The sequence below is a fragment of the Streptomyces sp. NPDC059256 genome, from assembly GCF_042753785.1.
Lineage (GTDB): Bacteria > Actinomycetota > Actinomycetes > Streptomycetales > Streptomycetaceae > Streptomyces.
This window is the reverse complement of sequence record NZ_JBHYZO010000028.1, coordinates 21450-43645: the sequence shown is the minus strand read 5'-3', so window position 1 is coordinate 43645 and position 22196 is coordinate 21450. Positions and strand designations below refer to the sequence as shown.

General features: G+C 68.9%; 19 protein-coding genes and 1 pseudogene. 14 read left to right on the top strand and 6 right to left on the bottom strand.

All coding sequences use genetic code 11. The features are described 5' to 3' along the window. Positions 1-40 precede the first annotated feature (40 nt). Both ACFXJL_RS32000 and ACFXJL_RS31995 read left to right on the top strand, forming a co-directional pair. Positions 41-1501, top strand: a complete 1461-nt coding sequence (locus ACFXJL_RS32000; RefSeq protein WP_384698326.1) for a glycosyltransferase family 87 protein — start codon at positions 41-43, stop codon at positions 1499-1501. A 153-nt stretch (positions 1502-1654) separates the two neighbouring features. Then, complete coding sequence (locus tag ACFXJL_RS31995) at positions 1655-2299, top strand: class I SAM-dependent methyltransferase (RefSeq protein WP_384698323.1); 645 nt, start codon at positions 1655-1657, stop codon at positions 2297-2299. Between the two features lie 17 nt (positions 2300-2316). On the opposite strand, the gene ACFXJL_RS31990 is transcribed toward ACFXJL_RS31995, so the two are convergent. The 4 genes from ACFXJL_RS31990 to ACFXJL_RS31975 form a co-directional block, all read right to left on the bottom strand. After that, on the bottom strand, positions 2317-2826 hold the full coding sequence (locus ACFXJL_RS31990) for a hypothetical protein (protein ID WP_384698320.1): 510 nt from the start codon (positions 2824-2826) through the stop codon (positions 2317-2319). Next, entirely contained in the window at positions 2823-4091 is a 1269-nt protein-coding gene (locus ACFXJL_RS31985) for a molybdopterin-dependent oxidoreductase (RefSeq protein ID WP_384698318.1), read from the bottom strand. Before ACFXJL_RS31985 ends, ACFXJL_RS31990 begins: the two co-directional genes overlap by 4 nt. A 757-nt stretch (positions 4092-4848) precedes the next feature. After that, the gene (locus tag ACFXJL_RS31980; protein ID WP_384698315.1) at positions 4849-5235 is read right to left on the bottom strand and encodes a VOC family protein; all 387 of its coding nucleotides are present in this window, start codon (positions 5233-5235) and stop codon (positions 4849-4851) included. 309 nt (positions 5236-5544) lie between these two features. Continuing rightward, the gene (locus ACFXJL_RS31975; RefSeq protein ID WP_358878519.1) at positions 5545-6741 is read right to left on the bottom strand and encodes a helix-turn-helix domain-containing protein; all 1197 of its coding nucleotides are present in this window, start codon (positions 6739-6741) and stop codon (positions 5545-5547) included. Positions 6742-6936: 195 nt separating this feature from the next. Between ACFXJL_RS31975 and ACFXJL_RS31970 the strand changes: the two genes are divergently transcribed. From ACFXJL_RS31970 to ACFXJL_RS31960, 3 genes are read left to right on the top strand one after another with little or no spacing between them, the layout of a single operon-like run. Then, positions 6937-8490: a GMC family oxidoreductase gene (locus tag ACFXJL_RS31970; protein WP_384698312.1), complete on the top strand. Its 1554-nt coding sequence runs from the start codon at positions 6937-6939 to the stop codon at positions 8488-8490. Continuing rightward, on the top strand, positions 8490-10202 hold the full coding sequence (locus ACFXJL_RS31965; RefSeq protein WP_384698309.1) for an aldehyde dehydrogenase family protein: 1713 nt from the start codon (positions 8490-8492) through the stop codon (positions 10200-10202). The genes ACFXJL_RS31970 and ACFXJL_RS31965 overlap by 1 nt, the downstream gene beginning before the upstream one ends. A gap of 37 nt (positions 10203-10239) precedes the next feature. Next, positions 10240-11796, top strand: coding sequence for a long-chain fatty acid--CoA ligase (locus ACFXJL_RS31960; protein ID WP_384698306.1), 1557 nt, complete (start codon positions 10240-10242; stop codon positions 11794-11796). A 180-nt stretch (positions 11797-11976) separates the two neighbouring features. Here the strand turns inward: ACFXJL_RS31960 and ppk2 are convergent, their stop codons facing one another. After that, positions 11977-12972 carry a polyphosphate kinase 2 gene (ppk2, locus tag ACFXJL_RS31955; protein ID WP_384698401.1) on the bottom strand — a complete coding sequence of 332 codons (996 nt, stop codon included), beginning with the start codon at positions 12970-12972 and terminating at the stop codon, positions 11977-11979. A 664-nt stretch (positions 12973-13636) separates the two neighbouring features. Between ppk2 and ACFXJL_RS31950 the strand changes: the two genes are divergently transcribed. Together ACFXJL_RS31950 and ACFXJL_RS31945 are read left to right on the top strand one after the other, a co-directional pair. Beyond that, positions 13637-14641: an ABC transporter substrate-binding protein gene (locus tag ACFXJL_RS31950; protein ID WP_384639417.1), complete on the top strand. Its 1005-nt coding sequence runs from the start codon at positions 13637-13639 to the stop codon at positions 14639-14641. A gap of 29 nt (positions 14642-14670) precedes the next feature. Beyond that, positions 14671-14924, top strand: a pseudogene (locus ACFXJL_RS31945) (SPFH/Band 7/PHB domain protein); the annotation flags it as partial. Positions 14925-15086: 162 nt separating this feature from the next. Here ACFXJL_RS31945 and ACFXJL_RS31940 read toward each other — a convergent pair. Further along, the gene (locus ACFXJL_RS31940; RefSeq protein WP_384698303.1) at positions 15087-16049 is read right to left on the bottom strand and encodes a proline iminopeptidase-family hydrolase; all 963 of its coding nucleotides are present in this window, start codon (positions 16047-16049) and stop codon (positions 15087-15089) included. Positions 16050-16279: 230 nt separating this feature from the next. Between ACFXJL_RS31940 and ACFXJL_RS31935 the strand changes: the two genes are divergently transcribed. From ACFXJL_RS31935 to ACFXJL_RS31905, 7 genes are all read left to right on the top strand, one after another. Further along, positions 16280-16900 carry an RraA family protein gene (locus tag ACFXJL_RS31935; protein WP_384698300.1) on the top strand — a complete coding sequence of 207 codons (621 nt, stop codon included), beginning with the start codon at positions 16280-16282 and terminating at the stop codon, positions 16898-16900. Positions 16901-16925: 25 nt separating this feature from the next. Then, on the top strand, positions 16926-17909 hold the full coding sequence (locus ACFXJL_RS31930) for a nitrilase-related carbon-nitrogen hydrolase (RefSeq protein ID WP_384698297.1): 984 nt from the start codon (positions 16926-16928) through the stop codon (positions 17907-17909). A 789-nt stretch (positions 17910-18698) separates the two neighbouring features. Beyond that, entirely contained in the window at positions 18699-18845 is a 147-nt protein-coding gene (locus ACFXJL_RS31925; protein ID WP_384698294.1) for a hypothetical protein, read from the top strand. A gap of 3 nt (positions 18846-18848) precedes the next feature. Then, complete coding sequence (locus ACFXJL_RS31920) at positions 18849-19826, top strand: amino acid ABC transporter permease (protein WP_384698291.1); 978 nt, start codon at positions 18849-18851, stop codon at positions 19824-19826. Further along, the gene (locus ACFXJL_RS31915) at positions 19823-20623 is read left to right on the top strand and encodes an amino acid ABC transporter ATP-binding protein (RefSeq protein ID WP_384698288.1); all 801 of its coding nucleotides are present in this window, start codon (positions 19823-19825) and stop codon (positions 20621-20623) included. Before ACFXJL_RS31920 ends, ACFXJL_RS31915 begins: the two co-directional genes overlap by 4 nt. Positions 20624-20683: 60 nt before the next feature. Then, positions 20684-21679 carry a GntR family transcriptional regulator gene (locus ACFXJL_RS31910; RefSeq protein ID WP_384698285.1) on the top strand — a complete coding sequence of 332 codons (996 nt, stop codon included), beginning with the start codon at positions 20684-20686 and terminating at the stop codon, positions 21677-21679. After that, positions 21676-22074, top strand: coding sequence for an aminotransferase class I/II-fold pyridoxal phosphate-dependent enzyme (locus tag ACFXJL_RS31905; protein WP_384698282.1), 399 nt, complete (start codon positions 21676-21678; stop codon positions 22072-22074). Before ACFXJL_RS31910 ends, ACFXJL_RS31905 begins: the two co-directional genes overlap by 4 nt. Positions 22075-22196: the final 122 nt, after the last annotated feature.

The window sequence follows — 22196 nt, the reverse complement described above, 5'->3', positions numbered from 1 at the left end:
GCCCGGCGCATGCGGAGCCCCTGCCACGGGAGCAGGACTCGTGATCAGTGCACGCATCGTGCGTACCGGTCTGTTGCTCGCCGCGCTGGTCGCCGTCCTGGTCCTGACCATCCGCTACGACGGTTACCACGGCGATCCGGCGGGGCTGTTCTGGTGGTATGTGGCGTGCTGGCTGCTCTTTGCCGGAGCCCTGTGGTCACTCCGTCGGGTCTCCGCTCGGCATGCGGCAGCCGTGGCACTCCTCGGCGGCATCGCGGTGGCGGCCACCGGGTTGACGGCCGCACCGCGTACGAGCACCGACTCCTTCCGTTACGCGTGGGACGGTCGGGTACAAGCCGCCGGTATCTCCCCCTACGACCACACGCCTCGCGATCCGGCGCTGGTCTTCCTCCGCGACGGCTGGCTCTTCCCTTCCGGCGCCGCGTGCGCCGAGCCCGACATGACACGTATCGCGGGCCCCAGCGGTCAGGTCCGCTGCACTCGGATCAACCGGCCCGGAGTGCACACCATCTATCCGCCCGTCGCCGAGGGGTACTTCCTGCTGGTCCACTCCGTGTCGCTGGATGGTTCCCGGCACAAGCCGCTCCAGGTGGGCGGGGCCCTGCTCTCGATCGGGACCACGGCCGCCCTGCTCCTCGTGCTACGGCGGCGGGGTGATGTCCGGTGTGCGGCGTACTGGGCCTGGTGTCCGGCGATCCCGGTCGAGGCGGTCAACAACGCGCACATCGATGTGCTGGGCGCGCTGCTCACCGTTGTGGCGCTCGGTGTCGTTGCCCGGCACCGTGGCTGGGGCGGGGCGCTGCTGGGCGCCGCCGTCGCGACCAAGTTGCTGCCCGTGGTGGTGGTGCCGGGCGCGTTGGGCGGGGTGCGACGGGTGCGGGACGCAGCGGCCGTCCTGTTGCCCGCTGCTGTAGTGACCGCGATGGTCTATCTGCCGTATGTACTGGTGTCCCAGAAGTCGGTCCTCGGCTATCTCGGCGGATATGTGGCCGAGGAGGGCTACGACGACACGTCCTCCGCCAAGAACCGTTTCGCCCTGTTGCGTCTGGTGCTGCCGGACGACTGGACGCTGCCCGTCCTCGCGGTGGTGTTGGCGTCGGTGGTGTGGTGGGTGGTGTGGCGTGGTGACCCGGAGCGGCCGTGGAGCGGTGCCCTGCTGGTCACCGGCAGCGTCTTTCTGCTGTTGACGCCGGGCTACTCCTGGTACGCGCTCCTGCTCATCGCCCTCGTGGCTCTCGACGGCCGCTGGGAGTGGCTGACGGTCGCGCTGGCGGGTGCGGCCAAGTACGTCTTGGCGCCGGCGTTCGACGACGGGTACGCGGTGGGCACCACCGCCTATGCGATCGCGGCGTGCGCGGTACTCATGGGCTGGGCGGTACGCCGCTCCGATACGGGCGGGGAGTTCCGGGGCGGACGCCGAGCCACGGCGATGTCCATGGCTCCGGAACCGACCGGTGGACCCGGCCCATGCAGCCGGACGGGTGAAGGCTCCGAGTCCTGAGCGCCGATGCCCAGGGCCCACCCGAACAGCGCAGTTGGCTTCGCCGGTCCGCCACCCGGTGCGCACACTGGCCATGATGAGCCCTCCAGCCTCTTCCACACGGTGTGTCGCACCGCCCGGGCAGACCCGCTGCCCGCTGGCGCGGGGGCTGCCGTGAGAGATCCCTGGACCGGCTCCGCCTACGGTTCCGCGCTGCTGGCAGGCCGGGGTCGACTGTTCCTGCGCGGCGCGAACGGCTGGCTGCTGCCACTGGAGCTCGACCGTTGGTGTGCCCAGGCGGACTCGTGTGACCTGGCCGTCCTGCGGCGCTGCGAAGGGCCGGTGCTGGACATCGGCTGCGGCGCAGGACGGCTCGTGGAGGCGCTCACCGTGCGTGGCCACCGCGCCCTGGGCGTCGATGTCTGCTCTTCGGCCGTCGCCTCAACGCTCCGGCGTGGTGGGCAGGCCCGTCTCGGGTCGGTCTTCGATGCACTTCCCTGTGAGGGACACTGGGGTACCGCTCTCCTGATCGACGGGAACATCGGGATCGGCGGCTTCCCTCCCGCGCTTCTCGAACGGACTCGTCAACTGGTCCGCCCCGGTGGTCTCCTGCTCGTCGAGACCGCCGCCGACCACATCGACGCCCGGCACCGCGTCCACATCGACGACGGCATCGGGAGGCGCGGCGCGGCGTTCCCTTGGGCCAGCGTCGGACGCCGGGCGCTGGTCCGTTACGCACTCACCGCGGGGTGGACGGCCAGGGACCACTGGACCACATCCCGTGGACGTCACTTCTCCGCTCTGGCAGCCGTGCCCTGAGTCCGTACCTGGACCGCTCACTCCGGGCCGGCCGACCGGCGCATCCGGGTCAGCAGGCAGATCGCGGACACCGCGAACAGAGCGGCTGTGATCAGCAGCCATCTACCCAGGAACACGTCGGCGGGCAACCCTGTTGCGGCCGTGTAGTGGGGCACCCGGCGCAGGATCAGCGGCCACCAGACGAGCAGCAGCAGCCCTGAGAGGAAGACGGGTACCCGCAGGTAGTTCACGCTTAGACAGCGGCGGGCCGGGGCCGTGTCCGACGATGGGGCGTCGGACCCACCGCGTTTCGGCGCTCGTCGGCCCGAGCGCGGACGACACAGGCGCTGTGCCAGCCGATCGGTGACGGAGTAGGCGGGCAGAAGGAGCAGATCGTGGATGAGGGCGGCTCCGATGAACCAGATCAGTACGCCCAGTGTGTCGCCTTGGAGCAGCCGCACCCCCGCGTACAGGGCCAGTGCGAAGGACGCGAGAACCAGCAACAGGTGCAGCGGGGAAGCTCCGTAGCGGTCGCGGATGGAGCTCATACCGGTTCTCCGAAGGTGAGGCGGTTGACCCATTTGGTGTTGTGGACCCCGGGCGCGCCGGGGACGATGATCCGGGCCGGGTAGCCGTGATCGGGCGACAGCACCGCGCCGTTGACCCGCAGGGCGAGTAGTGATCGCCGGTCGCGGACCTGGTTGTCCCGGAGGACGGCCGACGCGAACGCGCCTCCCCGCTGGACCGACTCCACCAGGACCTGTGGTGGGTCCCTCTCCAGTCCGACCAGCGCGGCCAGATCGACGAGCCGTGCTCCGCGCCACAGCTGATCTGTCGTCGACCAGCCCTCCACGCAGGCGATCGGGAGCGCGGATTCGTACTGGGGTAGGGCGCGCAGCTCGTCGAGGGTGAGGACGGTCTGACGGCCGCCGCCGCGCACGGTCAGCCGCCAGGCGGCGCCGGTGTCGCTGGTACGGATACCGAGGGAGGCAGCGGTCTTGTTGATCTGAAACCCGTTCGGGCCCGTCCCGGGGTCCTGGCCGTGTGGGGCGAGCACCGCCGTCCTGCGGAACCAGCCGCCCACGCTCTGCCCCATCGTGACCAGCAGCAGCAACCCGGACCCCGCGCCGACCAGAGCCACGGCACCACGGCGGGACATGGTCGGCGCTGCCGGACGCGGCGACACGAGGGCGGCAGACCGGTCCACGGCAGCGGCGGTCCCCGCCCGGTCGGTGCGTACCGCACGCAGTGCTCTCGGCAGCCGGAAGGCCACATGGACCACGAACGCACCGATGAACACCCACGCGCCATAGAAATGAAGGGTGTAGAACGAACCCGGGAAGATGTAGTGGAGCTGCACGTTGAGGATGCCGGTGGCGAACTCGAACAGAGCACCGCCCACCAGCAGGAGCAGTGACAGCCGTTCCACCGCATGGCTGAGCGAGCGCACCGGCGGCCAGGAGAACAGCAGGGGGATGACGGACCACAGCTTCGCCAGCAGTACCGGCACGAGCACGATCCCCAGGGTGACGTGGATGCCCTGGGTCACCCGGTAGATCCAGTACGGCGAGGTCGGCCAAGGGAACAGATAGAAGCCGAGCAGCCCCTTGTCGGGCGTCTCGTCGTTGGTCCGGGCCAAGTCCGGGTTGTAGGAGGCGTACGACAGCAGCCCGGTCACGAACAGGACCGTCACACCGAAGAGCAGAATCAGCCCGAACACGGCCGTCAGCCACGGCCCCCGCAGCGGACTGCGCCAGAACTCGGGACGCGCCGGACCTGGCGGAGGCCCCCCAGCGGTGACGAACCGCGACATCAGCCGCCGTCCACCGCCCGGAGTTTCGCCGCCCTGCTTCCGGGACGACGCCCCTGTTCGCTCGGAGCCATCCGCATCGCCCAACGGCTCTCCTCGTCGCACAACCGCCTCCTGTTGAGCCGAGGCGGGAACGACGGATCCCCGTCGGCTGGTGCGGGCATTCGCTCCGTCCAGGTGTTCACCGGGACTTTGACGTTCCGGGGGAACGCCGAGCGCATCATCGTCAGAAGCCGGCCCTTCGCCAGGCGATGTGTCCCTCCTTGGGGACCTGGATTCCGGCTCCAAGGGCTCCTTCCCCTCCTCACTCCTGTCCACAGATGCCCTTCTTCTCTCGAACAGCCCGACGGCGATGTCGACCCACCCGGCCCACGCTGACGCATGAGCGGGCTGCCCGAGGACAGGCAGTCAGGCGTGCCCCGTCATCTGCCACCGATGTCACCCGTCCGCTCCCCCGGCTGACGACCATCAAGGTGCACGGCGGTAGGCAGCCGACGGAGGGATGGGGCGCCGGGCGTATCGGGTGTCGATGTCGCGGCGGTCGAAGCGGTGGAGCCCTGCCGTGACAAGTGCCGCGGAGGCGAGAGGGAGGGCGGTGGCGTCGGCAACCGCAGGGTCTCGCAGGAACGTACCTAAACACGTCACATCTGAGCGTCGGTCCGAGCGCCCTTTCTCAGGACCGTCCAAGCCCGTCGTGCGGGGTGACGTCCGGGCACAGGGGCACTCCACGGCCCGTGCGACGGATGTCCCCGGAGCAGTGTCACGGGGCCGGGATCGGGATCGGGATCGGGATCGGCTGAGTGAGGTTCACCGGGTTGCCGTCCGGGTCCTGGATGTGGGCGACGCGCTGTCCCCAAGGCATGTCGTTGGCACCGCCGCTGACCGAGCCACCGAGTGCCTCCACCCGGCCGAGCGTCTCGTCGACGTCGTCCACACCGATGCTGAGCAGGATCCGTGGCTCAGCGTCGGTCCCCGGGTCCGCCTTGGTCACCAGCCCCAGGTCGGTGTCGCCGATGCGCAAGCCGATGTAGAAGACCGGGCCTTCCGCCGGTACTCGGAAGATCTCCTCAGCGCCGAACAGCTCGGTGTAGAAGCCGAGCAGAACGTCCTGGTGGGCGGTAAGGATCACTGGCTGGATGGTGGACATGGCACTCCTGTCGAGAACGGTTCTGTCGCTGGGTAGACCGTTCCAGGACCGTGAACTCATCGGCGCAAACACCACGCCGGGCGATCCCAACACGGACAGCCGCGCACGATCAGCACGAGCACCCGCGCATCAAGGTCACACCACCTCGCCGGCCAGCCACTTCACGATGGCCGAGCTTCGCTGAAGCTCGCTTCAGTTGCCGCGTGATCGTCCTGCCCGAGGCTGGGAGTGTTCCGCCCCGGACCCGCCGTGTCCCACCAGCGTGGCCGCGCTCACCAGAGGCAACGGCTAGCGAACAACGTACGTCTTCTACCCTTGGGAACCAGTGCCTCCCGCCAGCCGTACCGCCCGGAGCGCGATGTACAACTCGGCACAGGAGTCCGCGTCCGTGGTCCGGCGACCGGTCAGGGCGGCGATCTGATTGAGCCGGTAGAGCACGGTGTTGCGGTGACAGTTCAGCTGTTCGGCGGCCCGCGTGGTCGAACCCCCGGCGGTGAACCAGGTCTCCAAGGTGTCCAGCAGCAGTGTCCGCTCGGCGTCGGGAAGGCCGAGCAACTGGCCGAACACCGTACGTGTCACCTCCGCCGCGATGTCAGGTGAAGCCGCTGCCAGCAAGGCGATCGGCGAACTGCCGTAGACGTGCGTTCCGTTGGTGCCGGGCGGCAGGCACTGGGCCGCCATCTGGGCCTCCCGCCAGGCGCTGGGCGCCTGCGCCGGAGAGGTGAAGGGGCGACTGACACCGACGCGGGACATGGCCGACCGGGCGAGCTGCTCGCCTGCCGTGGTCGCCGCGTGCTCGTTCGGAAGGGCGAGCAGCCCGACCCGGGTGCCGATCTGCTGGATCCACTCCGAGCCGATCCCCGCGGTCCGCAGTCGGGTGTCCACGGCGGGAAGGGGCTCGGTGCCGTCGTTGATCTCGGCGCACACCACCAGGAAGGGGCCCTGCCGGTCCAGGCCCAGTACCCGCACGGTTTCCCACGCCCCGGCGCCGTTCCCTGCGCTGCCGTCGAGGAGGGTGGTGAGCATGACACTCCGGGCCGCCGCGTCCCGGCGTGACTGCTCCTCCACGGTGGTCCGGTACGCCTCGGCGGCGGCGCCCGAGCACTCGTCGATCACCACCCAGATACCGGACGCCATGTGGAGCAGCTTGGTGGCGCTGTCCTCCGCCATGGCCATGGCGAGCAGTCGGTCCCAGATGAAACGCCCGGCCAGCCGGAAGGCATGCAGCAGAGCGGCGAGGGGGATGCCCTTCTCCGCCTTCAACCGACCGGCGGCGCGGGGTGCGTCCAGCGGCGTGGGGCGCCCCTGGAGCGCGGTGAGCATGGTCCGCAGATTGTCGTGCACGGCGTTGTGCAACTGATCATGGCTGAGCAGGGTGCTCTCGACGTACTGGTGTTCACCGCTGAGGATCTCGGCGGTGAGCTCGTCCGTGAGGTGGTCCACCGAGGCGAGCAGCCTGCCGACCAGCTCCGCGATGTGCTCGTCGGCACCCAACGCTGTCGTCATGGGATGAGCGTAAACCCTTGCCGATTGTGCACAGGCACAATGAGCGGCCCATTTTTCCCGCCCACCGCCTATGGCGGTGTGCCCGTATCGCAGCAAACATACCGGTCAACGACGCTCCCCATGATCCGCAGATGTGGCGTTCGCACAGTCGGAGCGGGATCAGGGGCCGGATCAGAGCTGGTCAAAGGAGATCGGATGAACACCTACGACTACGTCGTCGTCGGGGCGGGTTCCGCGGGCTGTGTTCTCGCCGCTCGGCTGTCCGAGGACCCCGGGGCACGGGTGGCGCTGATCGAGGCGGGCGGACCCGACACGGCCCAGGAGATCCATGTGCCTGCCGCCTTCAGCCAACTGTTCAAGAGCGACCTCGACTGGGACCTCGACTCCGAGCCCGAACCGGGCATCGGAGGCCGTCGAGCCTACTTGCCGCGCGGCAAGGTGTTCGGCGGATGCAGCTCGATCAACGCGATGATCTACATCAGGGGCAACCGGGCTGACTACGACGGCTGGGCGGCCGACGGTGCGGACGGCTGGTCCTACAACGATGTCCTGCCCTACTTCCGGCGCTCCGAGGACAATCTTCGCGGCGCAGACGCCTTCCACGGCACGGGCGGCCCGCTGACCGTCTCCGACAGTAGGTCGAACCATCCCCTGGCCACGGCCTTCGTGGAGGCCGCCATCAGCGCCGGGCACCGGCGCAACGACGACTTCAACGGCGAGAGCCAGCTCGGCGTCGGCCCGTACCAGCTCACCCAGCGCGACGGAATGCGGTGCAGCACATCCGTAGCCTTCCTCCACCCGGCCATGGGGCGTCCGAACCTCACGGTCCTGTCCGGAGCACGCGCCGACCGCGTGGTGATCGAGAACGGCCGGGCCACCGGTGTGGAGGTGACCCGGGACGGCGGCACCGAGGTGATCACCGCGGCGCGCGAGGTGATCGTCTCCGCCGGTGCGTACGAGTCCCCGAAGCTGCTGATGTTGTCCGGCGTGGGACCAGCCGACGCACTCGCCGCCTTCGGCATCCGCGTACGGGCCGATCTGCCGGTGGGAGAGGGGCTTCAGGACCACTACATGACCCTGTTGAACTTCCGCACCGACACGGAGTCCCTGATGACGGCGGCGAGCCCGGCCAACGTCGAACTCCTCCAGGGCCAAGGACGGGGCCCGCTGACATCGAACATCGGCGAGGCGGGCGGCTTCTTCCACAGCCGCGACGGCCTGGCCGCCCCCGACGTGCAGTTCCACATGGCCCCCGTCCTCTTCCACGAGGAGGGGTTGGGTCCCGTCACCGAGCACGGCTTCGCCTTCGGGCCCTGCGTTCTCGCGCCCACCAGCCGCGGACGGGTGACCCTGCGCTCCGCCCGTCCGGACGCCGCACCCCGCATCACCCACAACTACCTGACCACCGCCGAGGACCGGGCCGCCATCGTCGCCGGCATCCGCATCGCCCTGGAGATCGCGGCGCAGGCTCCGGCCGCGAAAGTCATCAGCGGCCCCTACGACGTCCCAGACTCCAACGCCGACTCCGACCTGCTCGCCTGGGCCCGGCGTTCGGGGATGACCCTCTACCACCCGACATCAACCTGCGCCATCGGCCGTGTCGTCGATCCGGAGCTGCGGGTGTACGGCGTGGACGGGCTGCGGGTCGTCGACGCGTCCGTGTTCCCGTCGGTGCCGAGGGCCAACACCAACGCGCCCACCATCATGGCCGCCGAGAAGGCCGCCGACCTCATCAAGGGAGCCGTGTGATGACGACATCGTCACCCGCAACCGATCAGCGAGCGGCGGCCGACCGTGCCATCGCCGACCTCGTACGGGGCGAGTCGGTGTGGGCCGCCCGCTCACTCGCCCAGCGCCGGGAGCTGCTGGAACGCGTACACACCGCGGTCGGGGAGCAGGCGGCGGCATGGGTGAGCGCCGCCGCCGCGTACAAACGGCTCCCCGAGGGCAGCCAGCTGATCGGCGAGGAATGGATCACCGGTCCCTACCCCGTACTGACCGGAACCGGGGCACTGGCCGCGAGCATCCGGGCGCTGGAGGCGGGCGGCAGCCCCGTCGACGCCTTCACGACCCGCCCGGCCCCCGGCGGGCGGGTCGCCGTACGGGTCCTGCCGCACAGCGTCTACGATCGGCTGCTGCTCAGCGGGTTCAGCGCCGAAGTGTGGATGCCCCCGGGCGTGACCACCGAGGAGATCCGGAGCCGCGCGGGCCTGGCCCTGCGCCGACCGGAGGAGACCGGCGGCGTCGGAGTGGTCCTCGGCGCGGGGAACATCACCTCCATCCCGGTCCTGGACGTGCTCTACGAGCTCTACGCCCACAATCGGGTTGTCGTCCTGAAGCTCAATCCGGTCACCGACGGACTGCTCGCGGTGTTCCGGGCGGTGCTCGCCCCGCTGATCGACATCGGTGCGGTCCGTGTCCTGACCGGTGGGCCCGACATCGGCGCCCATCTCGTCCATCACCCGAGCGTGAGCCACGTCCACATGACCGGCAGCGCGGCGACCCATGACGCGATCGTCTTCGGCACGGGCACCGAAGGCACGAACCGCAAGCGCGCCGGGACCCCACTGCTCGACAAACCGGTGACCAGCGAACTGGGCGGCGTCTCACCCACCATCGTGCTCCCGGGAACCTGGTCAGACGCCGATCTCCGCTTCCAGGCCGAACACGTCGCCACCCAACGGCTCCACAACGGCGGCTACAACTGCGTGGCGAGCCAAGTTGTGATCATCAGCTCCCAGTGGGCCCAGAAGGACCGTTTCCTGGTGCATCTGCGAGCGGCACTGGCCAAGGCCCCGGACCGGCCGGCCTACTACCCGGGCAGTGACGACCGGCTGGCGGGAGCGCTCGCCGAGTACAGCGGCGCACGCCGGATCGGTGCCCGCGTCCTCATCGAAGGGCTCGACGCCGGGGCGCCGGAACCCGCTCTGACCACGGAGTACTTCGCTCCGGTGCTGGGCGTCCTCGAACTGCCCGGCGCCCCGGGAGGATTCCTGGACGAGGCGGTCCACACCGCGAACGAGAAGTTCGCCGGAACCCTCGGGGTCAACCTCATCGCCCACCCCCGTACCATCGCCGCCCTCGGTCCCGCCCTGGACGATGCGATCGCCCGGCTGCGCTACGGGACGGTCGCCGTCAACGCCTGGACCGGTGTCGGCTATCTGACCGCCACCGCCAGCTGGGGCGCCTTCCCCGGGCACACGATCGACGATGTGCAGAGCGGCATCGGCGTGGTCCACAACGCCGTCCTCCTGGACGGACCGGAGCGCACGGTGGTGCGCGGCCCGTTCCGCCCTGCACCGCGCTCGCTGCTGACCGGTGAGCCATCTCTGTCCCCGAAGCCGCCGTGGTTCGTGACCAATCGGACCGCCGCGACAACCGGACGGCTGCTCGCGGAGTTCGCTGCGGCGCCCCGTTGGTCTGCCCTGCCCGCGATCTTCGCCTCCGCACTGCGCGGCTGATCCCCGTCCGTACTGCGCCAGACACCGAAGGAACACCATGCTCAACTTGGCCGTACTACTGGAGGACACCGCCCGCGAGCACCCGGATCGCGACGCCCTCGTCCTCGACGGCACCCGTTTGACCTACGCGGAGGTCAATGAGGCGGCAACCCGGGTCGCGGCAGGGCTCGCGGCCCGTGGGATCGGCCGCGGCGACCGGGTCGCCCTGAGCTGCCCCAATCTGCCCTCCTTCCCCATCGTCTACTTCGGCATCCTCAAGGCCGGGGCGACGGTGGTGCCCCTGAACGTCCTGCTCACCGATCGCGAGATCACCTACCACCTCCAGGACTCGGGAGCGAAGGCGTACTTCTGCTTCGAAGGCACCGACCGACTCCCAATGGGAAGGGCAGGCCGCACAGCCTTCGACGCGGTCCCCGATTGTGTGCACTTCGTTGTGATCGAAGCCGGCACGGAGGACGCTTCCGCCCCCGCAGCGGCGCCCACACTGGCGGAGTTCACCGCAGAGGCACCCGCCGGGTTCGACACCGTACCCACCGAGGAGACGGACACGGCGGTCGTGCTCTACACCAGCGGTACGACCGGCAGCCCCAAGGGCGCCGAGCTGACCCACAGCAACATGGTGCAGAACGCGCTGCTCTCCAATCGGCTGTTCGGTACCTCTCCCGACGATGTGCACCTGGTGGCCCTTCCGCTCTTCCACTCCTTCGGGCAGACCGTGCAGCTCAACGCGGGCTTCGCGAGCGGCGCAACGGTCGTGCTCCTGCCCCGCTTCGAGCCGGGTGCCGCACTGTCCGCGATGGAACGCGAGAAGGTGACCTTCTTCGCCGGGGTCCCCACGATGTACTGGGCGCTGCTGACCCACCAGACGGCCGAACCGTTCGATCCGACCGGCATCGCCCGGAACCTGCGGATCAGTGTCTCCGGTGGCTCCGCCCTACCGGTCGAGGTGTTGAAGTCGTTCGAAGAACGCTTCGGTGTGCCGATCCTCGAAGGCTACGGACTCTCCGAGACCAGCCCGGTCGCCACCTTCAACCGCCGGGACCAGGCCCGCAAACCGGGGTCCATCGGCCGTCCGGTCTGGGGCGTCGAGGTGCGGATCGTACGGGACGACGGAACGGAGGCCGAACCGGGCCAGCCGGGTGAGATCCGCATCCGCGGCCACAATGTGATGAAGGGCTATCTCAACCGGCCGGAGGCGACCGCGGAGGCAATCGACCGGCACGGCTGGTTCCGCACCGGCGACATCGGCCGCAGCGACCCCGACGGCTTCCTCTTCATCATCGACCGCACCACCGACCTCATCATCCGGGGCGGCTTCAACATCTACCCCCGCGAACTGGAGGAGATGCTGCTCACCCATCCGGAAGTGAGCCTGGTGGCCGTCGCCGGAGTACCGCACCCGAGCCATGGCGAGGAGGTGAAGGCGTACGTCATCCGTGCACCGGGAGCCACCGTCACCGAGGACGAACTCATCCGGTGGTGCAAGCAGAACATGGCCGCGTACAAGTACCCCCGGATCGTCGAGTTCCGTGACACCCTCCCGATGACCGCGACCGGAAAGATCCTCAAACGGGAGCTGTCGACCCCGCGCTGAACCCGGGCGGAGGCGGGCGCAAAGCAGCGCGCTCACCGGTGCCCGTCGTCCGCAGCGGCATCCGCTGCCCCGCGGCTGCCCGGTCGAACAGCCGGCGGGCCGCGGATCGCGAGCGACAGCGGAGTCCGTTGCGAACGGTGATCAGGTAGATCTTGGATCCGCCGTGGTGACGGGTGCAGGTCAGCTCGTGCCCGAGTCCTGTGGATGACTTCCGGGGCCGTCCTGTGGATGACTTCCGGGGCCGAGAGACGGGCCGGCAACGGCAAGCGGCGTGGGAGAGAGGGCGGCCTCCTCCTCTCCGGCCTCCAGGAGGGTATCGGCGGCACCCACGATCAACGGGTCCGGCCGCCCCACCGCCGAGTCGTCCTTGCGGTCGTAGTCGATGCGCGCCAAGAGGCTCCGGATCGCCTCCAGTCGTGCCCGTCGCTTGTCATTGCTCTTGACGACGGTCCAGGGCGCGTGCTCGGTATCAGTCGCCCGGAACATGTCGACCTTGGCGGTCGTGTACGCGTCCCACAGGTCCAGCGAGGCCAGGTCGGTTGGCGACAGCTTCCACTGCCGCACCGGGTCCACCTGCCGAATCGCGAAACGGGTGCGCTGCTCGGCGCGCGAGACGGAGAACCAGAACTTCACCAGCAAGGTCCCGTCGGCCACCAGCATGTGCTCGAACGCGGGGCACTGCTCCAGAAACAACTCGTACTCATCCTGGGAGCAGAAGTCCATCACCCTCTCGACCCCTGCGCGGTTGTACCAGGAACGGTCGAAGAAAACCATCTCACCGGCGGTCGGCAGATGGGCGACATACCGCTGGAAGTACCACTGGCCGGCCTCCTGGTCAGTCGGCTTGTCCAAGGCGACCACCCGAGCCCCGCGTGGGTTGAGCCGCTCGGTGAACCGCTGGATCGTGCCACCCTTGCCGGCGGCATCTCTCCCCTCACAGACCACCACCAGCCGAGCCCCCGTGCTCTTCACCCACCGCTGAAGCTTCAGCAGCTCGATCTGTAGGACCCGCTTGGTTTGCTCGTACTCGCGCCGCCCCACCTTCCGGTCGTACGGATAGTTCTCCCGCCAGGTCCGTATCGGGGCGCCCCCCGAGTCCAGCAGCACCGGCTGTTCCGGCCGCTGAACATCCACGCTCAGCCCCTCCAGCAGGTCATCGGCCTTGGGCTGCAACATCTCTCGCTCGTTCACCTCCCGCTCCTACCCCGCCTGAACGCAATACTCGTCCTGGCAATGGGGCATCCTGATGTCAGCGTTGTGCCGTGCCACGACCCGGCCACCGAGCCTCGGGTACACATCTCGGTCGATGTCACGACCGGTGCGCTCGGTGATCACGCTGCCAACTCCACAGCCACGCGGACCAGAACCTCACGGACCCCTTCGACAGCTACCCGACCGCAGCCCTGTACTACCAACGCGCCCGAACACTGACCGCACTCAAGACCACCCGGCAGCCGGCCGCGCCTATCACGCCTCACTCCGCGCCCCTCAGTGACGCCCCCGCCGAGGCCAATGCCCGGGAACTGGCCTGGCGGCCAGTCCGCCGTCAGGACCGGCGCCGCCAGGTGCGGCGGGAGTACCCCCGCCCGGCTCACGCCTGTCGCGGGGCCTGCGGTTTCGGGTTTGAGTGAGGACAGGACACACGGCAGTTCTGCGGACGAGAGCCGCCTGCACTCGGACGAGCGGCCCCGGGCGTCACCCACCCCGACGGCAGCCGAACCCCACACCGCGTACGGCATGCGGGTGCCATGAGCGGTGCGGAGCCGAGGAGGCAGCGATCCGCGCCCGGGAAAGGACCTGCTGACCGTGACGGTCGTGAACGATGCCAAGGAGACAGGTGATGAGCACCGACGCACTACAGGATCTGTATGAGCGGGCCCGGGCGGAAGACGGCGGTCTGGTGGTCTACGCCGGTGGGGACGCCCCTGAGCAGGCGCAGATGTACACGGCCGGCTTCACCGAGGCGTTTCCCGGCATCGACATCGAGGTGACCGTCGATCTGAGCAAGTTCCACAACGCTCGGATCGACGCACAACACATTCGTGGTGACAACCGCGTCGACGTGGTGCACGTCCAGACCGTCAACGACTTTCCCCACTGGAAGGAACAGGGCCTGCTCCAGCCGTTTCGCCCCGAGGGCCTGGACCAGGTCGACCCGGACTTCGTCGACCCTGACGGCACCTACTACGCACTGTTCGTCTTCGCGTTCTCCAACGTTGTGGACACCAACGTCATCCCGGAGGATCAGGCGCCGAGGGAAGCGCTCGACTATCTGCGTCCGGACCTCAAGGACCGGATCGTACTGACGTATCCGCACGACGATGACGCCGTTCTCTACCAGTTCGACCGGATCATCGCCCGGCACGGCTACGGCTGGCTGGAGAAGCTCCTGGCGCAGAACCCGCTCTGGGTCCGGGGCACTGCGACGCCGTTGGCGGTCATCGGCTCCGGTGAGCGCGCGGCGACCTTCACCTCCTTCTACTACCTCAACCCGCCCGAGGGCGATTCCATGAGGTTCATCCTGCCGAAGGAGGACTTCTTCCAGGCTTGGTATCAGACCGGGGCCATCCTCAAGGACGCGCCGCACCCCGCCGCAGCGAAGCTGTACATGAGCTATCGGCTTTCACGGCAGGCACAGCAAGCCTCTGCCCAGTGGCCGGCTCGCCGGGACGTGCAGATTCCCGGCTGGCAGCCGATCAACGAGTATCGCAACACCGATCCAAGCGGCTTCCGTGACTTCATGCTCGACCGCGCACGGGTGGAGCGTCTGCGAGGGATCATGGAGGACTTCATCGGCCCCGTCCAGGGCGACAACCCCACCGGAGTCGATCGAACCTGGCACTGATCCTCAAGCGACCGGCTTGCCGGACATGACATTCGTCCGACCCGAAGCCGGTGCTCACCGAGGACAACCTCGTGGTGAACATCGACACCGCGCTGTCCTACCAGGTCACCGCCCCGCGGGCAGCTGCCTACGAGGCCGTCGACCATCTGTAGGCGATCGATCTAGCTCACTGTGACCATGCTGCATCACATCGTCGGCGGCTTGGACCTGGAGGGGACGCTCCCCCCCACATGAGGAGATCCACGCCCGGCTTTGTGCAGTCCTCGACGACGCCACCGGTCGATGAAGCAGCCGGGTCCTCCGCGTCGACGCGGAGGCCAAGGCCGCAACATCACCCCACCCGCCATGCCGAACTCAGGGGCCAGGCGAGTGATGGCCGGCGCGGGCCCGGGTGACGAGGGCGAGCCCGGGTGACGAGGGCGGGCCCGGGTGACGAGGGCGGGCGTCAGTTCAGGAAGTCGGCGACGGCGGCCATGTACGCCCTGCGTTCCTCGATGTGCGGCATGTGGCTGGACGCGTCGAAGCGGATCCAGCGGGCGTTCGGGATGCGTTCGACGAAGGGACGCACGGTGTCATCGCCCGCTTCGTCGAACGCGCCGTTGATCACCAGTGTGGGGACGGCGACGGCGGGCAGCCGGTCGACGATCGACCAGCCGCGCAGGGTGCCGACCACGTGGAACTCCGTCGGGCCGTTCATGGTGTGGTAGACGGTCGGGTCGGTGGCGATCCACTCGAAGGTACGGGCGACCTCAGCGGGTTGCGGGTCGACGCGGCAGACATGGCGGCGGTAGTACTCCGCGGACGCCTCACCGTACGCCGGCGAGTCCGTCGTCCCCGCCTCTTCATGCGCGGCCAGGGTCTCCTGCACCGCCCGTGGCAGTGCCTCCCGCAACCGGGCCGCCTCGGCGCTCCACAGCTCCATCGACGCGGGCGAGTTGGCAATCACCAACCGGCGCAGTCCGGCGGGCCTGCGTACCGCGTGCTCGGCCGCCAGCATGCCGCCCCAGGACTGGCCCAGCAGGTCGTAGTCGGTGACTCCGAGCGTCTCCAGCAGCCGATCGAGTTCCCGGAGGAACAACTCCACGGTCCAGAACTCGTCCGACCGGTCGGGCAGATGGGTCGAGCGCCCGTTCCCCAGCTGGTCGTAGTGGATGACCGACCGATCGGGCGACACCAGATCGGTGAGGTTCAGCAGATAGTCGTGGGTACAGCCCGGCCCGCCGTGGACGACCACCAGAGGTCGCGCGGAACGTCCTTTGGATCGGGCGTCGGTGGTGACGCGGTAGTACGTCCGGTGGCCGTCGAATTCGACGGACCCTTCCTCGACATGGTGCACACCAATTCCCTCACGGTCGAAATCATCAACGGTCGAAATCTGATTCTCCCGATGCCCGCGCGCGGAATCCATGGGCTGGTGTTCCTGAACAAAAACGGGGCACTCACGACTGCCCGGCCAGCCCTACTCACGCGCACTCAACCACTGTGACCAGGTGCTACCCACCTCCAGGGAATACCGAACCCTTCCACCGAAGCCCTCATGGTTTTCGTTCAGTAACAGAACCCATTGCACCTGAACGAACGCCTGCGCATACTCCTTCTCATCCCACCCCCGAGTACGAGCGGCGGAGAGAACGCACCATGTCATTCCTGATCGGCTCCGATTTCAAGCGACCGGATTCCGAAGTCGTCGACGCTTTCACCCGCGTCGGCACCGCAGCCCTGGGACACCTCACGGACTTCGGATTCCCGCGCGGGCTGCGCCCGGTGGCGCCGTGCGGACCGTTCGCCGGACCGGCGCTCACCGTCAAGATCCCCCATGTCGACTCCACGGCGGTGCACCGCGCGATGAGCCTGATCCGGCCCGGCGATGTGGTGGTCATCGACCAGTCCGGCGACGACCGCCGCTCCAGCTTCGGCGGGACCCTCGCCGGTATCGCGGCGGACCTGGGCGCGGTGGCCGCCGTGTGCGACGGTTCGACCAACGACGTGGAGGAGATACGGGAACTGGGCTTCCCGGTCTACTCCCGCGGAGTCACTTCGCTCACCACCCGGGTGTTGTCGTTGGAGGGCCGGATCAATGTGTCGGCGGTGTGGTCGTCATGCCGGGCGACATCGTCTTCGGTGACGGGGACGGCATCGCGGTCGTCCCGGCCGAGGAGGCGGCGGAGATCGCCGGCCGGCTGCTGCGGTTCGAGGACGAGACCGCGCGGCTGGATCTACGCGGCGGCGTCCGGGCAGGCACGGCCCTGGCCTCCCTGACCGGCGCCGACCGTGGGGGCCTGGGATGAGCGCGGGTAAGGGGATGCTCGTCCGCTGCGTCCAACTCCATTCCGGGCTCGATCCCGCCGGCAATCTGGACTCGGTCCTGACGGGGATCGGCGGGGCCCGGGCCGACGGGGTGGACCTCCTGGTCTTTCCCGAGACCACCGCCAGCCGTTCCGACGAGCCGGGCACCCGGCTCGTCGCGGAACGGTTGGACGAGGGGTTCGTTGCGGCGGTCGTCGCAGCGACGGCAACCGGTCGGCTGGACGGTCCAGGCGGGCCCCCCGACCACGCCGAGGCCGACCATGGCGGCGCGGCGGGCGGGCCCACCGTGGTCGTCGGCACGGTCGAGACGAATCCGGACGGCCCGCCGTTCAACACCCTCGTCGCCGCCCGGGACGGCCAGGTGGTGGCGGTCTACAGGAAGGTCCATCTCTATGACGCCTTCTCGTTCGTCGAGTCGGCGACCATCTCGCCCGGTGACGGAGTCCTGGAGACATTCCAGGTGAAAGGTTTCTGCATCGGGATGGTGAACTGCTACGACCTCCGCTTCCCGGAGATCTCGCGTCTGCTCGCCGACCGGGGCGTCGATGTGCTGCTGGCCCCCGCGTCCTGGGTCGTAGGCCCGCTCAAGGAAGAGCACTGGACGACCCTGTGCCGGGCCAGGGCACTGGAGAACACCTGCTATCTCGCGGCAGCGGGGCAGGCCGGCGGCAATCGCATCGGCCGCAGTCTCGTCGTCGCCCCGGACGGTGTCATCCGGGCGATGGCGGGCCCCGAGGTCACCACCCTGACCCACTTCCTCTCCCGCGCGGCCCTGGATCGGGCCCGCCGGGAGATGCCCGTCCTGGCGCAGCGCCGGTTTCGCGTCGACCCGGAGCTGATCGCACGGACCGCATCGGCCCACGGCGTCCATGGCCCGGTCCCCCTCCCCCGTACCACCCACACCCCGAACCCTGTCGCCCGCCTTGCCGAAGCGGCGGACCACACGAGCAGAAGAGGTTGAGGAGCATGCGCACACCACGCCGGAGAACCATCACCGCGGCCGTACTGAGCCTGGCCGTGACCGCGGGCCTGGCGGCCTGCACGAACGAGTCCGGGGCTGACGCGGGCGACCGCACCCCCCAGAAGACGGCCGCGGTCGACCAGGCCCTGCACGACGCCCTGCCACAGAAGGTCAAGGACGCGAAGAAGCTCGTCGTCGTCATGCCCGGGGTCAACCCGCCCTGGTGGAAGAAGAACGGCGCCCACTACACGGGCGCAGCCGCCGAGTTGACCGGCAGGCTCGGCCAGGTCCTGGGCGTCAAGCTTGAATACGTCCCGGTGAACGACCTCGCGGGCGCGTTCGCCGCCGTGGCCTCGGGCCGGTACGACGCCGGGTTCAACCCCTACGGCGACACCGGCAAGGCCACCAATGTCGAACTCGTGGACGTGGTCCGCGAGGTCGTCCCCTTCCTCGTCCCCCAGGGCAACCCGAAGAAGATCAACACCCTGACCGAGATGTGTGGCCGTTCGGTCGCGGCGCTCGGCCCCGCCGGGATGGGCTCGGCCTACGCGGTCCTGACCGACCAGTCGAAGAAGTGTGAGAGCGCCGGGAAGCAGGCGGTGAACATCGTCGCCCCTGAAGTCGGTCCCCGAAGGCGTCCTCGCGGTCAAGTCCCGGCGAGCGGACGCCTTCTTCGCCTCCGGCGCCCCCCTGTCGTTCTACGCGTCCACGTCGGACGGAGCGCTGGAGCTGGCTGGGAAGGAGACTGCGAACGGCTTCGACAACCTCTTCCAGGGAATGATCCTCCCGGTGAAGTCGCCGCTGACGCCCACCGTCCTGGCCGCGTTCCAGAAGCTCTTCGACAACGGCGACTACGACCGGATCATGAAGAAGTACGGGCTGACCGAGCAGATGATCGACGCCCCGGGTGTCAACCTCGCGAAGACCGGGAGCTGACCGGTGCAGACCGCCGGCGCGGACGCCGCGCCCACCACCGACCGGAGCGCACCCGCCCCCCGAGCCGATATCGCGGATGCCCGCCGGGCGCCCCAGCCCTGGACCTGGGTCACCGCGCTGCTGGCCGGAGTCCTGCTCGCCCAGCTCGGCACCATGATGGTGCGCAATCCGAACTTCGAGTGGGACGTCGTCGCACGCCACCTCTTCGACACCCGGATCCTCCACGGCCTGCTCGTCACCTGCTATCTGACGATATTGGCGATGGCCATCGGTGTGGTCTTCGGCGGCGTGCTCGCCGCCTTCCGCATCACCGCCAACCCGGTGCTGCGGGCATTCGCCGCCGGCTACATCTGGGTCTTCCGGGGCACGCCGCAGCTCGTCCAGCTGATCTTCTGGTTCAGCATCGCACTGCTGATGCCGAAGATCGGCATCGGGATACCGTTCGGGCCCGTCTTCTGGGAGGCGGACGCCAATGCGGTGATCACCCCCTTCTTCGCAGCCGTCGTCGGACTGGGGCTGCACGAAGCGGCGTACCAGGCCGAGATCTACCGCGCGGGCCTCCTCGCCGTCGACGAGGGACAGACGGACGCGGCGCGCTCGGTCGGCATGAAGCCGATGACGATCTTCATGAAGATCAGGCTGCCGCAGGCGATGCGGTTCATCGTGCCACCGACGTTCAGCCAGATCATCGGGATGACCAAGGCGACCTCCCTGGTCAGTGTGATCGGCGGCGCCGAACTGCTCTTCTCCGCACAGGAGATCTTCAGCGACACCTTCCAGACGATCCCACTGCTGATCGTCGCCTGTATCTGGTACCTGGTGCTGACCACGGTGCTGAACTTCTTCCAGTACTTCATCGAGGCGTACTACGCGAAGGGCGCCACCCGCGCCGTGCCGACGAACGCCGGGACCTGGATCGCACGGCGGGTCTCACGACTGCGCCCTCGCGGCCGGGAACGAACGGAGGCGAACCCCAAGTGAGTGATCTTCCCCTGCTGTCGATCCGTGATCTGCGCAAGCGCTACGGCGCGACCGAGGTGCTCCGCGGCATCAGCCTCGACGTGTCCCGCGGCGAGACCGTCGCCGTCCTCGGCGCATCGGGCTCCGGCAAGTCCACCATGCTCCGGTGCGTCAACCACCTGGAGCGGCCCGACAGCGGGTCGATCTCGCTCGGTGGGGAACTGGTCGGCTTCACCACCACCCGTCGCGGACCGCGCATGCTCACCGAGACCGAGATAGCCCGCCAACGCAGCCGTACCGGAATGGTGTTCCAGAACTTCAACCTGTTCCCGCACTGGACCGTGTTGCGCAATGTGACCGAAGGCCCGGTCCGCGTCCGCGGCCTGGACCGCAACGAGGCACGGGAGCTGGGCCTACGCTTGCTGGCAACGGTCGGGCTCGAAGATCGGGCGTCGTCGTACCCGAAGCACCTGTCGGGCGGGCAGCAACAGCGGGTCTCCATTGCACGGGCCCTGGCGATGGACCCCGAGCTGCTGCTGTTCGACGAGCCGACATCCGCCCTGGACCCCGCCAATGTCGGAGAGGTGACCTCGGTGATGAAACGGCTCGCCGACGGCGGTTCGACCATGGTCGTGGTCACGCACGAGATCGGCTTCGCACGGGCCGCTGCCTCCCGCGTGGTCGTCATCGCGGACGGGCTGGTTGTGGAGGACGGCCCCACCCACCAGGTGCTTGACGCGCCACGCAGTCCGGTGACCCAGGCGTTCCTGGAGAACACGCTGTACGGGACGCGGACCACCGCGGCGAACGACCAGTGAACCGGTGATGAGGGCACACGAAGGCGGCCAGGGCCACGAACGGCGAACGAGCAGGCGGCGATGACGGCGACAGCGCACGGCACCAACGACGGAGCACCGGACCACGACGTCCGACCCAGACCCGGGAATCCCCCCGGACTGACCCGGCTGACCACGGGCGTCCGCGACCCCTCCGCCCGAGGCATCGCCTCGCACGTCGCGGAGCTGATCCGCTCCGGGGAACTGACGCCGGGCGACCGGCTCCCGCAAGTACGGGCGCTCGCCGGCGTGCTACGGGTGAGTCCCGCCACGGTGTCATCAGCGTGGGCGCTCCTGAAGAAGCGGGGGCTCATCGTGGGCACCGGCAAATCCGGCACCCGAGTCACCGGCCCCGTCGGCCTGGTCACCCACATCGAACCCGCGTCGATCGTCCCCGCCCGATCCGACCTGCGATTGCTCTACCCCGATCTCGGGCTGCTCCCACTCCTCGCACCCGCCCTGGCGAGCGCCGCAGACCTGCCCGGCCTGGACGAGTACTACGACTCGCCGATCCTGCCCGCGCTGCGCGCGGTGGTCGAGCCGGGTTGGCCGTACCGGGCAGAGGCATACGCCGTCGCCAACGGCGCTTCGGACGCTGTCTGGACGGTGCTCCAGTCGCTGTCCGTCCCCGGCGATCGCATCGTCGTGGAGAGCCCGGGCCAGCCCCAGATGCTGCACCTGATGAACGATCTGGGGCTGACCGTCATCGAGGTGCCCTATCTCGACGACGGTCTGTCGGCGGCGCGGCTCGCGGATGCGCTCAAGACCCGTCCGGTGGCGGTGTTCTTCCAGCCGCGGGCCCAGATCCCTACCGGATTCGCCACCGTCGAACGCCGGGCCCGGCGAATCGCCGCCCTCGTGGGGCGGCAGCCTTCGACGTTGTCGTCGAGTACGACGATCTCAACTCACTGTCGTCGAGGGAGTTGTACAGCGTCGGACAGCACCTGCCTGAGCAGACCATCCACATCAAGTCCTACGAGAAGTCCTACGGCCCCGACCTTCGGCTGGCGGTCGTCGGCGCACCCGCGGCCCGAATGAGCCTGATCCACGCGCAGATCCGGCTCACCCGGCAATGGACCTCCCGCATACTCCAGAACGCGCTGGCCTGGCTGTTGGGGGACGAGCGGACCAGCGACGGCATCGCCCGCGCCCGGGACGTGTACGCCGAACGGCTGTCGGTGCTCACAGGGCTCTTGCGGGACCGCGGTGTGGAAGTCACCGGCTCCGACGGATTCTGCACCTGGATACCGGTGCGCAGCGAGGCCCGCGCGGTGGAGTACCTGGCTGCCCATGGTGTGCTGGTGCTGGCCGGCGCCACCTCCTATCCCTCGCGCGGCCCCGCCCACATTCGGGTGGCGACCTCACGCATGGAACCGGCACTGAGCCACCGGCTCGCCGATCTCCTGGCCGAATCGACCACGGTCCCCGACTGACCCGCCGCTCCCGGGCCCGCAGGGGCGTCCGTCCCCGACCCGTTCCAGGTCGCGGACAGCTCGGGTTCTGGAAGCTCCCGAGCTGTGCAGGCGCTGCCGCGGGGAAGGGGAGGGAGTCCGGC